Genomic DNA, 13,863 nt, shown 5'->3' on the forward strand with positions numbered 1-13,863 from the left:
GTCGAGTGCCGTAAAAACACTGTCAGATTGTTTCCGGTTCGACACAAAGCGGATACAAAAGCGGCCGGCCAGCGGGTGCGGGCCGGCCGCCGTGGGCGGGCAGGATGGGGGTGGGGAAAGCGCGGGCGGCGCCTAGAACGGCTGGCTCTGCTGCAGCAGCGCCTCGAACTCCGCGGCCGGCAGCGCGCGGGCAAACAGGAAGCCCTGGCCGAAGTCGCAGCCGGCGGTGCACAGCCAGTCACGGTGCGCGGCCAGTTCGATGCCTTCCGCCACCACGCGCATGTCCAGCCGGTGCGCCATGGCGATGATGGCCTCGCACAGCGCGCGGTCGCTGCCGTCGGTTTCCAGGTGGCGCACGAAGGACTGGTCGATCTTCAGGTAGTCGATGGCGAACTTCTTCAGGTAGGACAGCGAGGAGTAGCCGGTGCCGAAATCGTCCAGCGACACGCGGATGCCGCACTGGCGCAGCGCGTGCAGCTGGGTGCTGACCTGGTCGCGGTTGTCCAGCAGCAGCCGCTCGGTGATCTCCAGCACCACGCTGTCGCCGGGCAGACCGTGCTCGGCCAGCAGTGCCGGCCATTGCAGCAGATTGGCGTTGTCGGCAAAGAACTGGATCGGCGACACATTGACGCTGATGTGCAGCTGCGGCCGCAGCTGCCGCCACTGCTGCAGCTGGCGGCACACCTCGGCAAACACCCAGCTGCCCAGCTCCACGATCAGGCCGCTGTCTTCCGCCAGCGGGATGAACTCGGCCGGGCTGATCCAGCCGCGCTGCGGATGCTGCCAGCGCAGCAGCGCCTCGGCGCCGGCGATGCGGCCGCTGTGCAGCGCCAGGATCGGCTGGTAGTGCAGGCGGAACTGCCCGCTGGCCAGCGCCTGGCGCAGGTCCTTGCCCAGCCGCACCCGCGTCTGCGCCGCCAGCTGCATCGACGGCGTGAAGAAACAGCTGCGGTTGCGCCCCTGGCCCTTGGCGGCGTACATCGCCTGGTCGGCGTTCTTCAGCAGTGTTTCCAGCTCGCTGCTGTCGTCCGGGCAGATGGTGATGCCGATGCTGGCCGACAGGTAGGCGATGTCGTCGCCCAGGTGGTAGGGCGCGCCCAGTGCCTGCAGGATGCGCTCGGCCATCTCGCCGGCCTGCTGCGCGTGCTCCAGCGTGCTGACGATGACGGTGAACTCGTCGCCGCCCAGCCGCGCCACGGTATCGATGTGGCGCACGCAGGTCTGCAGCCGCTGTGCGGCCAACTGCAGCAGCTCGTCGCCGGCGCGGTGGCCCAGGGTGTCGTTCACCTCCTTGAAGTGGTCGAGGTCCAGCAGCAGCAGCGCCAGCTGCAGGCCGTCGCGCTGGCTGCGGGCGATCTCCTGCTCCAGCCGGTTCTGCAGCATGTGGCGGTTGGGCAGGCCGGTGAGCTGATCGAAGTTGGCCTGCTGCCAGATCAGCTGCGTATCCTTCTTTTTCTGGGTCACGTCGCGACAGGACACCAGTACGTGGCTGATGCCACCCAGGATCACCGCCGCCAGCTGCAGGTCGGCGTCGAACAGGCTGCCGTCCGGGCGGCGGAAGCGCCATTCGCATTGCAGCAGGTGCTGCTGCTGCGTCTGCGGCAGATAGTGCTCGATCAGGATGGCGGCGTCGCGGCCATCCGGCTGCGTCGGCGGCGACAGCATGCACGGCGACAGCCCCAGCAGGTCGCCCACTTCGCAGGCGAACAGCCGCGCCGCCGCCGGGTTGGCATCCACGATCTGTTGGCCGCACACCACCAGCACGCCGTCGGCGGAGGCGGCGAACAGCGCGCGGTAGCGCTGCTCGCTTTCCTGGCGCGCGCTTTCCGCGCGCACCTGCGCGCCCAGGTCGATGTCCAGGCAGAACAGCATCAGCCGGTCGCCGGTATTCACCACGGTATGGCTGGAATGCACGTCCACCAGGTGGCCGTCCTTGTGCTGCAGCTGCAGGTGCGCCGCCGGCGCCCCCTGCTGCTGCGCGAACATCCAGTGCACCTCCTGCCGCACCGCCTCGCGTGCCGGCGGCGGGATGATCAGCTCGTACAGCGAGCGGCCGATCGCCTCCTGCGCGTCGTAGCCGTAGAGCCGGCTGGAGGCGCGGTTCCAGTACAGCACGGTGCCGTCCGGCGCGTAGCCCTGTATCGCCAGCGCGTCCACGTTTTCGAAGATGGCGCGAAAGCGCGCCTCGCTGGCGCGCAGCGCCTGCTCCGCCTGCTTGCGCACGGTGATGTCGCTGATGCTGCCCACCATGCGCGTGGGCAGGCCGTGCTCGTCCCACTCCACCACATTGCCGCGGTCCTGCACCCAGATGATGCGGCCATCGCTGCGGTAGATACGGTGCTCGCTGTAGTACGGCGCCTCGCCGCGCAGGCAGCGGGCGATCAGGCTGTTGACCGCCAGCTGGTCGTCCTCGTGCACCTGGGCGACGAAGTCGGCCAGCGGGTGCTGCTCCTGGTCGCGGGCGATGCCGGTGATCTCGCTCCAGCGGCTGTTGTGCAGCAGCATGCCGCTGCGCGTGTCCCAGTCCCACACCCCTTCGCCGGTGGCCTGCATCACGTAGCGTAGCGTGCGCTCCTGCTGCGCCAGCCGCTCGGTGACCTGGTGCAGGCGGGTGATGTCGCGGCCGATGCCCAGCACCCCCACCAGCGCGCTGCCATTGTGCAGCGGCGTCTTGATCACGTGCAGCAGCGCGCGGTGGCCGTTGTGCGGAAAGGTTACCCATTCCTCGTTGCTCAGCGCGGTGTTCAGGTGCACCGCCAGCAGGTCGCGGGCGCGGAAAAAATCCGCCAGCTCGGCATCGACAAAATCGCGGTCGCGGCGGCCGACAATGGCGCTGGCCTCGGCGCCGAACAGCTGCTCGAAGGCGCGGTTGCAATACAGGTAGACCCCGTCCGGGTTTTTCAGCCATACCGGGTCGGGCAGATGCTGCAGCAGCGAATGCAACCAGTGGGCATCCGCGGAAAGGGGCGGTCGGGAATCGGTCATGGCAATGGCCTGGGGCGCTCGTGTGGCAGGCAGCGTTTCCAGCATAGGAAGCCTGACCGACATTTGCCACGCGGCCGGCATGGGTATGGCCGGCGGCAGAACAGCGTTTTCAGCGTTTGCCCCTTGTGCGCCGGCCACGCCAGCGGCATTGTGCTGCTCTCGGGCCTGCCGGACGTTATCGTGGCGTCGCACAGGCCCCCGCCCGGTATTCATGACATGACCCTTAGCCGCCACCAGCTCAAACTCGCTGCCGCCTTCCTCGCCCTGTACCTGATCTGGGGCTCCACCTACTTCGCCATCAGCATCGGCGTCGCCGCCTGGCCGCCGTTCCTGATGGCCGGCGTGCGCTTCGTGCTGGCCGGCTCGCTGATGTACGGCTACCTGCGCTGGCGCGGTGCGGCCAACCCCACGCTGGCGGAGCTGAAAGGCGCCGCCATCCTCGGCATCCTGATGCCAGCCATCGGCAACGGCTTCGTCACCCTGGCGCAGAAGGAAGTGTCGTCCGGTGTGGCGGCGCTGGTGGTAGCCACCGTGCCGCTGTTCGCCATCCTGTTCGCGCGCCTGTTCGGCCACAAGCCGCGGCGCATGGATCTGGCCGGCGTGCTGCTGGGCATTACCGGCATCGTGGTGCTGAACATGGGCAGCAATCTGCAGGCCTCGCCGGCCGGCGCCGCCGCGCTGCTGTTCGCCTCCGCCGGCTGGGCGCTGGGCTCGGCCTGGAGCCGCCACCTCACCCAGCCCAAGGGGCTGATGTCCAGCGCCATGATGATGCTCACCGGCGGCGGCGCGCTGCTGCTGGGCAGCCTCGCCAGCGGCGAGCAGCTGACGGCGATGCCCGGCTGGCACGGCTGGCTGGCCATGCTGTACCTGGCGGTCTTCGGCTCGCTGATCGCCTACACCGCCTATATGTTCCTGCTGCAGCACGTCAGCGCCGCCGCCGCCACCAGCTATGCCTACGTCAACCCGGTGATCGCCGTGCTGCTGGGGGTGGGGCTGCTGCACGAGCACATCGGCGCGGCCGAACTGCTGTCGATGACCATCATCCTGGGCGGGGTGCTGCTGATCGGCTGGAACAAGGCGCCGCGCTAGCGCGGTGGTCTAGGTTTGCTGTGTCGAACCGCCCGGCTGGGCGGTTTTTTATTGCCTGCGCTAGGCTGGGTAGCTGCGTGGCAGCACAGGCTGGAAGCCCGCTGCAACCGGGCGTTCCGCCGTTCTCCGCCACTCAAGGTTGGCCGCATGCTGGCGGAACACGGCGGAACACGGCGGAACGCCTCTGTGGGGCTTTCCCCCTACGGCAGGTAGCGGCCAACTTCGCATGTAGGTTGGGTTGCGCGTAGCGAAGCCCAGCGTTTACCGCGTGGTTTGGCGGGTAGTTTTGTATCCGCTGCGCGGATGCTGTTTGAAGTCGCCGGTTCCGCCCGGCGGGCGGGGTACTTTCTTTTGCTTCGCCAAAAGACAGTACCCAAAGAAAAGGCGACCCGACGGCTGCTCGAAACCCCGGGCAAAACGGCACGCCCCAGGCGCCGCCGAACTCGTCCCTCGCTAACGGCTCGGGACTCCGACATGCGGCGGCTTAACACCTGGGGCGCACCGTTTTGCCCGGCTCGCGCCAACGGGATTGGGGCGAGCCGGTTCGGCTCCAAGGCTTGATAAGTTGGCCGTACCGCAAGGTTCAACGCATGCGGCCAACGTTGTGAGGCGCCAGATTGCCCCACGGGGAGCGCCGGGCGGAACCGGCGACTTCAAGCATCATCCGCGTAGCGGATACAAAACCCGATACGGCCAACGTTGGCCGCAAGCACACCCCTCCCTCCCCCTGTGTTGCATTTTTGATACCTGCTTAATACCAGTTGCTCCGTTCCCTAATCTCCCCGCAGCGCCAGCACTGGCGCGGCTCGGCATTTTCCGGCGCGAATTTGCACCGCCAATGCTGCATTGCAGCGTTGCCAATCGTGACAACTGGTCTACAACTGGTATTGACGTGGTTGGGTAGTGGTATTAATTTTGCGGCAACACAGCGGCTGGGACGGTAGCCAGGCAGCACGTACACTGATGCCTTTCCAAGACCACTTGAGGATTTCGCCATGGATGAACGCTGGCAGGCACTGAAGCCGGACGAGACGCAGAGCACGCCGCTGTACCTGCAGTTCGCCCGCAAGCTGGCCGACGCCATCAATGCCGGCTGGTGGCAGGCTGACGAGGCGCTGCCGTCGGAGCGCACTTTCTCCGACGAGCTGGGCATCTCGCGCGTCACCGCCCGCAAGGCGCTGGATGTGCTGCTGGAGCAGGGGCTGATTCGCCGCCGGCATGGCTCCGGCACCTTCATCACCCCGCGGCTGGAGCAACCGCTGTCACGGCTGACCAGCTTCACCGAGATGCTGAAGCAGAAGGGGTTCGAACCGTCGTCGGTATGGCTGGAGCGCAGCATCGGCACGCCGACGCACGACGAGGTGATCAAGCTGGGGCTGTCGCCCACCGCGCAGGTGGTGCGGCTCAAGCGCCAGCGGCTGGCGGACGGTGTGGTAATGGCCATCGAGCAGAGCACGCTGCCGCTGGCCTACCTGCCGGACCCGCAGGCGGTGGGCAGCTCGCTGTATGCCTTTCTGGATGCTGCCGGCCACCCGGTGGTGCGCGCGCTGCAGCACATCCGCGCGGTGAACGCCGGGCCGGATATTGCCGCCAGCGCCGGCATCAAGCAGGGCGAGGCGATGTTGTTGATGACACGTATCGGCTACACCGCCGACAACGTGGCGATAGAACTGACCGACACCTGGTGTCGCAACGATTACTACGACTTTGTGGCAGAGCTGAGACGATGAAAACACGGGTACTGCAGGGACGCATGCTGACCACCGCCGGCTGGCTGGATGGCGAGCTGCATCTGGACGACAACGGCCGCATCGCCGCCATCGACGGCCGCCTGGCCGGCGCGGGCGAGCCGGCACGCTACCTGCTGCCCGGTTTCATCGACCTGCACGTACACGGTGGCGGCGGGGTGGACATCATGGAAGCCGGCGATGCGGCGGGCCATGTGGCGCGTACCCACGCCCGCTTCGGCACCACCTCGCTGCTGGCCACCACCATGACCGCGCCGCGCGCCGAGCTGGTACATGTGCTGACGGCGCTGGGCAAGGTGGCGCAACAGCGCGCCGCCGGCAGCGCCCGCATCCTGGGCGTGCACCTGGAAGGCCCCTACATCAACCCCGGCAAGCTTGGCGCGCAACCGGACGACGCCGTGGCCGCGGTGATGGACGAGATCGACTACTACCGCAGCCTGGCGCCGCTGAAAGTGCTGACGCTGGCGCCGGAGATCGCCGGCCACCACGCGGTGATCCGCCGCCTGAGCGCGGACGGCATCCGCGTGCAGCTGGGCCACACCCTGGGCAGTTATGAGGAAGGCGTGGCTGCGCTGCAGGAAGGCGCCAGCGGCTTCACCCACCTGTTCAACGCCATGACCGCGCTGCACCACCGCGAGCCGGGCATGGTGGGCGCCGCGCTGGCGCACGCCGAATACGCCGAGCTGATTCCCGACCTGCTGCATGTGCATCCGGGCGCCATGCACGCCGCGCTGCGCGCCATTCCGCGCCTCTACTGCGTGACCGATTCCACCGCCGCCGCCGGCATGCCGGACGGCGAATACAAGCTCGGCTCCCACACCGTGACCAAGTGCATGGGGGGCGTACGCCTGGCGGACGGCACCCTGGCCGGCAGCACCCTGACCATGGATCAGGCGCTGCGCAACCTGGTGCAGATCGGCCTGCCGCTGGCGCAGGCCAGCAACCGGCTGTCGCTGTACCCGGCCGATTACCTGGGCGTGGCCGACCGCGGCCGCCTGGAAACCGGCGCCTGGGGCGACGTGGTGGTGATGGATAAAGACCTGTTTGTGCAACACGTGTACGTAGAAGGAGAGTGCCTTGAGCCTGATGCTTGATGAAGCCCTGTTTGCCGCCGAGGCGGTAGCCGCCCAACACATGTATGCCGACGAAGGGCTGGCGCTGCTGGGGCGCGAACTGGCCAAGGCACAGCCGCAGCTGGCGCTGACCGTGGCCCGTGGCAGCTCGGACCATGCGGCCAACTATTTCGCCTACCTGGCGATGCAGCGCACCGGCACCCCGGTGGTATCGCTGCCGATGTCGCTGATCACCCTGCACCACGCGCCGCTGGCGGTGCGTGGCCAGCTGGCGGTGGCGCTGTCGCAGTCCGGCCGCAGCCCGGACCTGGTGGACACCATGGCAGCGCTGTCCAAAGCCGGCGCCCGCACCGTGGCGCTGGTGAACCAGCCGGACTCGCCGCTGGCCGCCGCCTGCGAGTGGTCGCTGCCGCTGTGCGCCGGCAGCGAAAAGAGCGTGGCTGCCACCAAGAGCTACATCGCCTCGCTGTCCGCCGTTGCCCGCCTGGTGGCGCACTGGCAGCGTGACGAAGCCCTGCTGGCGGCGCTGGAAGCCCTGCCGCAGGCACTGCAGGAGGCCACCCGCCAGGACTGGTCGCCGGCCATCGAGGTACTGCAGAACGCCGAACGCATCATGGTGGTGGGCCGTGGCCTGGGCTTTGCCGTGGCGCTGGAAGCGGCGCTGAAATTCAAGGAGACCTGCGCCATCCAGGCGGAGGCGTTCTCCGGTGCCGAGATCAAGCACGGCCCGATGGCGCTGATCGACGAAGGCTACCCGCTGCTGATCTTCGCCCCGCGCGGCCCGGAGCAGGCCGGCCTGATCGCGCTGGCCGACGAGATGCGCGGCCGTGGCGCCCGCGTGCTGCTGGCGGCACCGGCCGATGTCGCCAGCCGCGACCTGACGCTGGCGCTGGCCGGTGACGAGGCGCTGGACCCGCTGCTGGCGATCCAGAGCTTCTACCTGATGGCGGCACGGCTGTCCGAGGCGCGCGGGCTGAACCCGGATGAGCCGCGGCACCTGAACAAGGTGACCCTGACACTGTAAACCGTCAGGCGCACCCGAACGCAGTACCCCAATACAACAGATACCTCGACCGCGGCCCACCGCGGCGACACAACGCATGCTGCGCGCACGGCGGGGGACGCCGTACGCGCAAAAAACAGCACAGGGCGCCTCGAAAACCCGGATTTCTAAGCGAGACAAGGCGCGAACGAAAAATTTCGACGCAGCATATGTTTGATATGTAAGGCGAAATTTTTCGTGAGCAACGCAGTGTCGCGACGAAAGCGGGAGTTTTTCGAGGTGCCCGACAGAGAAAGGTGTCACATGACTGCAACCGTAACCCTGCGCGCGCCGCTCAGCGGCAAGGTGCTGCCGCTGAGCCAGGTGCCGGACCCGGTATTCGCCGGCGGCATGATGGGCCAGGGCCTGGCCATCGAGCCGCTGTCCTCCACCCTGCTGGCGCCCTGTGACGGCGTCATCAGCCAGCTGTCGTCCACCGGCCACGCGGTGGCGCTGCGTGCGGCCAACGGTGCCGAGCTGCTGCTGCACATCGGCATCGACACCGTGCAGCTGGGCGGGCAGGGCTTTGCCCCGCGCGTCCAGGCCGGCGACCGCGTCAGCTGCGGCCAGCCGCTGGTGGATATCGACATCGACAGTGTGGCGCAGCGCGCGCCGTCGCTGATCACCGTGCTGGTAGTGACCAACAGCGACGACATGCAGCTGGGCGCCGCGGCCAGCGGCATGGTGCAGGCCGGCAGCAGCGCGCTGCTGGATATCAGCGCCAGCGGCACGGCGGCGGAAGGCGACAGCGTAGCCGGCGGCGTCAGCCACCACGGCCAGGCGCTGGTGGCACACGAAGGCGGCCTGCATGCGCGCCCGGCGGCACTGCTGCAGCACACCGCGCGCCGCTTCACCTCCCGTATCGAAATCGGCTTTGGCGGCAAACATGCCAGCGCGCGCAGCGTAGTGGCCATCATGGGCCTGGGCGTGGGCGAGGGCGACACGGTCAGCGTGCATGCCAGCGGCGCCGATGCCGAAGCCGCACTGGCCGCCATGCTGGCCGCACTGCAGACCCGCAGCGAAGCCGGCCATGCCGCCGCCGCGGTGCCTGCAACCACGTTGGCCGCACGCAGCGACGGCAAGCTGGGCGGCGTCTGTGCCGCGCCGGGGCTGGCAGTGGGCACCCTGCTGCTGCTGGCCGAGCAGGACCGCGCGGTGCCGGAACGCGGCGCCGGCGTGGAGGCGGAACTCACCGCACTGCATGGTGCGCTGGCGCAGGTGCGCCGCGACATCGAGGCCGATATCGCCCTGGCCGGCCAGCGTGGCGCCCGTGCCGAAGGCGAGATCTTCGGCGCCCACCTGGCACTGCTGGACGACCCGGAGCTGATGCTGGCGGCGGAGCGTTTCATCGTCGACGGCCGCAGCGCCGCCCACGCCTACCGCAGCGCCATCCGCGTGCAGAGCGAGGTGCTGCTGAGCCTCGGCAATGCCTTGCTGGCCGAGCGCGTGGCCGATCTGAAAGACCTGGAGCGCCGCGTGCTGGATGTGCTGCTGGGCAGCGACAACAGCGCGCTGCAGCTGCCGGCGCAGGCCATCGTGGTGGCCGACGACCTGACCCCGTCGCAACTCACCCGCCTGCCGCGTGCGCAGGTGGCCGGCCTGGTGCTGGCCCGTGGCGGCGCCACCAATCACGTGGCCATCCTGGCGCGTGCGCTGGGCATTCCGGCGCTGGTGGCCTGTGGCCCGGCGGCGTTGCAGCTGCCGGCCGGCGCCGAGGCGGTGCTGGATGCCGGCGAAGGCTGGCTGGATGCGCAGCCGGATGCGGCCAACCTTGCGCTGGCGCGGCAGCAGATCGCCGGGCACGAAGCGCGCCGCCAGGCGCTGCGCGAGCAGTCCGCCGGCCGTGCGCTCACCCGCGACGGCGTGCACATCGAAGTGGCAGCCAATGTGGTGAACGCCGCCGAAACCCGCGATGCGGTGCTGCACGGCGCCGACGGCGTGGGCCTGCTGCGTACCGAATTCCTGTTTACCGAACGCAGCGACGCGCCGAGCAGCGAGGAGCAGCGCGCCGCCTGCCAGGCGGTGCTGGATGCGCTGGAAGACCGCCCGGCCATCATCCGCACCCTGGATGCCGGCGGCGACAAGGACGTGCCCTACCTGCCGCTGCCGGCCGAGGACAACCCTGCGCTGGGCCTGCGCGGCATTCGCACCAGCCTGGCAATGCCGGAAGTGCTGGACGCGCAGCTCACCGCGCTGCTGCAGCTCAAGCCGCTGTCGCGCTTGCGCATCCTGCTGCCGATGGTGACCGACGTGGCCGACCTGCTGCTGGTGCGCCAGCGCATCGAGGTGCTGGCCGCGCAGCTGGGGCTGAGCGAGCGGCCGCAGCTGGGGGTGATGATCGAGGTGCCGTCGGCGGCGCTGCTGGCCGCCCAGCTGGCCGAGCATGCCGATTTCCTCTCCATCGGCACTAATGACCTTACCCAGTACACGCTGGCGATGGACCGCTGCCACCCGGCGCTGGCCGCGCGCCAGGATGCGCTGCACCCGGCGGTGCTGCGCCTGATCGGCCTCACCGTGCACGGCGCCCGCCAGCACGGCCGCTGGGTGGGCGTGTGCGGCGCGCTGGCTTCCGACCCGCTGGCGACTGCCGCGCTGGTGGGCCTGGGCGTGACCGAGCTGTCGGTCAGCCCGACGCTGGTGCCGGAGATCAAGGACCGCGTACGGCAGCTGGATGCCGCCGCCTGCCAGGAGCTGGCGCTGACGCTGCAGGCGCAGCGCTCCGCCGCCGAAGTGCGCGCCTTGCTGGCCACTGCGGCCAACGTTGCGGCGCAGTGAGAACCTTCACGATCTGCAGCGCCTGGGCGCAACAAGACGGTGCCTCCGCGATATCGCCGCCGCGCTGCAGATCGTAAGCAGAACCCAGCCGTAGCTGATTAGCCGGCACGGCTGGGCAACACGGGTAGGCAGTCACGGCTGCCGGCCCACACACAGAGAGTGAGATGAGGGAGAAACAAGTGACTACATCTAGCAAGTTTGCCGGCATCCAGCAGCTGGGCCGCGCCCTGATGCTGCCGATCGCCGTGCTGCCGGTGGCCGGTCTGCTGCTGCGGCTGGGGCAGCCCGATCTGCTGGGCATCGCGGTAATGGCACAGGCGGGGGATGCCATCTTCGGCAACCTGGCACTGCTGTTCGCCATCGGCGTGGCGGTGGGGTTCGCCAAGGACAACAACGGCGCTTCCGGCCTGGCCGGCGCCATCGGCTACCTGGTGCTGACCTCGGTGCTGAAAGTGATCGACGCCAAGATCAATATGGGCGTGCTGGCCGGCATTACCGCCGGCATCAGCGCCGGCCTCTTGTACAACCGCTACAAGGACATCGCGCTGCCGTCCTACCTGGCGTTCTTCGGTGGCCGCCGCTTCGTACCCATCGCCACCGGCTTTGCCATGCTGCTGGCCGGCGTGGTGCTGGGCTATGTGTGGCCGCCGGTGCAGCAGGGCATCGACGCGGTGGGGCACTGGATCATCGGCGCCGGCGAGTTCGGCCTGTTCATCTACGGCGTGCTCAACCGCGTGCTGATCGTCACCGGCCTGCACCACATCATCAACACCTTCGCCTGGTTCCAGCTGGGTGACTTCACCGACACTGCCGGCAAGCTGGTGCACGGTGACCTCACCCGCTTCTTTGCCGGCGACCAGAGCGCCGGGATGTTCATGTCCGGCTTCTTCCCGGTGATGATGTTCGGCCTGCCGGCTGCCTGCCTGGCGATGTACCGCGCCGCACGCCCGGAAAACAAGGCCGCGGTGGGGGGGGTGCTGCTGTCGATGGCGCTTACCGCCGCGCTGACCGGCGTTACCGAGCCGGTGGAATTCGCCTTCATGTTCCTGGCGCCGGCGCTGTACGCCATCCACGCCGTGCTCACCGGCATCTCCATGGCGCTGATGCATGCGCTGGGCGTGCACCTGGGCTTCGGCTTCTCCGCCGGCCTGTTCGACTACGTGCTGAACTTCGGCATTGCGCAGAAACCGCTGCTGCTGGTGCCGGTGGGCATTGCCTACTTCGCGGTGTACTACGGCCTGTTCAGCTTCTTCATCAGGAAATTCAACCTGATGACCCTGGGCCGTGAAGAAGCCGTAGCCGGCGCAGCGCCGGCAGCGGCTGCCGGCAGCATCGGCGGCCGTGCCGGTGGCTTCATCAGCGCACTGGGCGGTGCGGCCAACCTCAAGAACGTGGATGCCTGCACCACCCGCCTGCGTCTGCAGGTGGTGGACAACGGCAAGGTGGACGAGGCGGCGCTGAAGGCGCTGGGCTCGCGCGGGCTGATCAAGCCGGCCGCCGGCAGCGTGCAGGTGGTACTGGGGCCGGAAGCCGAGCTGGTGGCCGACCAGATCCGCGATGCGCTGCTGCAGGGTGTCGGCGGTAGTGCCGGCGGCAGCGGCGACCGTCAGCAGTGGCTGGCGGCGCTGGGCGGCGAAGGCAACCTGCGCGGCGTATCGGTGGTAGCCGGCAGCCGGCTGCGGCTGGAGCTGGCCGACAGCGGCCGCATCGACGAGGCGCAGCTGAAGGCGCTGGGCGCCAGCGGCGTGATGACGCTGCCGGGCAACCTGCTGCATGTGGTGGTGGAAGGCGATGTGGCGCTGACCGCGCGGCTGCTGCAGGCCTGATCGGCAAGCATTTCCTCCCAAGCCCGCCACCCGGCGGGGCTGGCGGCGGCAAGGCAGTCATGCCTGCCGCCGCTTTTTTATGTGGTGGCGTGCGGCCAACGTTTGGCTGCATGGGCGGGTAGGGTGGAAGTGTGTTGCTTGGGCCCTGCGTAGCGAAGCCCAACGTTTACCGCGTTATCTGGTTTTGTATCCGCTGCGCGGATGATGGTTTTGATGCCGGTTCCGCCCGGCGGACAGGTTAAGGGGGCCACCGCGGCCCCCTTAACAATCCCCGGCTCCCCGGGGCTACTCGAAACCCCGTGCAAAAAGGCACGCCCCAGGCGCCGCCGAACTCGTCCCTCGCTAACGGCTCGGGACTCAGACAAATCGGCGTCTTAAAACCTGGGGCGCACCATTTTGCACGGCTCGCGCCAACGGGATTGGGGGCAAGTCGATTTGGTTCGGCTGTTTGTTGAGTTGGGTGGGGTGTTGGCTTGGGCCGCGTAGCGCGTAGGTTGGGTTGAGCGTAGCGAAGCCCAACATTTACCGGGATGGCTTGGTGGTGTGTCTGATGTGGAATCCGCTGCGCGGATGATAATTTTGATGCCGGTTCCGCCCGGCGGACAGGTTAAGGGGGCCACCGCGGCCCCCTTAACAATCCCCGGCTCCCCGGCGGCTGCTCGAAACCCCGTGCCAAACGGCACGCCCCAGGCGCCGCCGAACTCGCCGCGCGCTAACGTCGCGCGGCTCAAACAAAGCGGCGTCTTAAAACCTGGGGCGCCCCGTTTTGCCCGGCTCGCGCCAACGGGGTTGGGGCAAGTCGGTTTGGTTCTGCTGTTTGTTTTGTGGGGGTAATTGTCGGGAGGGAGTCTGCCGTAGGGCGGGTTGGCCGCAGGCCATACCCGCGCGACGTTGGTGGCTTGCGCGGGTATGAACCGCTGGTTCAACCCGCCCTACAAGAAATGGAGCAAAAACGTTGGCCGCATCAACCCACGCCCACAACATGCGGCCAACGTTGTGTGCCACCAGACTGCCCCCTTGGGACGCGCCGGCAAAAAATGGTTGCCGCAAGGTGTTAAGCGGCCGCATGTTTGAGTCTTGAGCCGTTAGCGAAGGACGAGTTCGGCCGCGCCTTGCGGCGGCCGTTTTTACCGGGGTTTCGCGGACCGCGGGGGCGAGCGGGGTCGATAGGGGGCGGCGGTACGCCCCCTATCCCGTACGCCGGGCGGAACCGGCGACTTCAAGCACCATCCGCGCAGCGGATTCCACACCCGACAACACCAACAAGGCAACGCGGTAAACGTTGGGCTTCGCTGCGCTCAACCCAAGCTACAAGACTGTCGCCT

Annotated in this window: 7 protein-coding genes; 6 read left to right on the plus strand and 1 reads right to left on the minus strand. The window is 68.2% G+C overall.

Annotated elements, in window-relative coordinates:
• Positions 1 to 132: 132 nt before the first annotated feature.
• On the minus strand, positions 133 to 2,985 hold the full coding sequence (locus tag ACFOLG_RS05110) for a sensor domain-containing protein (RefSeq protein WP_386089145.1): 2,853 nt from the start codon (positions 2,983 to 2,985) through the stop codon (positions 133 to 135).
• A 216-nt stretch (positions 2,986 to 3,201) separates the two neighbouring features.
• Here ACFOLG_RS05110 and yedA point away from each other — a divergent pair, with 216 nt between their 5' ends.
• The 6 genes from yedA (at position 3,202) to nagE (ending at position 12,538) form a co-directional block, all read left to right on the plus strand.
• Positions 3,202 to 4,074 (plus strand): drug/metabolite exporter YedA, encoded by an 873-nt coding sequence (yedA, locus tag ACFOLG_RS05115; protein WP_386089148.1) that lies wholly within the window; start codon positions 3,202 to 3,204, stop codon positions 4,072 to 4,074.
• A gap of 995 nt (positions 4,075 to 5,069) precedes the next feature.
• Entirely contained in the window at positions 5,070 to 5,804 is a 735-nt protein-coding gene (locus ACFOLG_RS05120; protein WP_088966034.1) for a GntR family transcriptional regulator, read from the plus strand.
• On the plus strand, positions 5,801 to 6,916 hold the full coding sequence (gene nagA / locus ACFOLG_RS05125; RefSeq protein ID WP_386089152.1) for an N-acetylglucosamine-6-phosphate deacetylase: 1,116 nt from the start codon (positions 5,801 to 5,803) through the stop codon (positions 6,914 to 6,916). The genes ACFOLG_RS05120 and nagA overlap by 4 nt, the downstream gene beginning before the upstream one ends.
• On the plus strand, positions 6,909 to 7,919 hold the full coding sequence (locus ACFOLG_RS05130) for an SIS domain-containing protein (protein ID WP_386089324.1): 1,011 nt from the start codon (positions 6,909 to 6,911) through the stop codon (positions 7,917 to 7,919). Before nagA ends, ACFOLG_RS05130 begins: the two co-directional genes overlap by 8 nt.
• A gap of 282 nt (positions 7,920 to 8,201) precedes the next feature.
• Entirely contained in the window at positions 8,202 to 10,712 is a 2,511-nt protein-coding gene (gene ptsP, locus ACFOLG_RS05135; RefSeq protein ID WP_386089155.1) for a phosphoenolpyruvate--protein phosphotransferase, read from the plus strand.
• A 179-nt stretch (positions 10,713 to 10,891) separates the two neighbouring features.
• Positions 10,892 to 12,538: an N-acetylglucosamine-specific PTS transporter subunit IIBC gene (gene nagE, locus ACFOLG_RS05140; RefSeq protein WP_386089158.1), complete on the plus strand. Its 1,647-nt coding sequence runs from the start codon at positions 10,892 to 10,894 to the stop codon at positions 12,536 to 12,538.
• Positions 12,539 to 13,863: the final 1,325 nt, after the last annotated feature.

The organism is Vogesella facilis (assembly GCF_042648525.1).
Classification (GTDB): domain Bacteria; phylum Pseudomonadota; class Gammaproteobacteria; order Burkholderiales; family Chromobacteriaceae; genus Vogesella; species Vogesella facilis.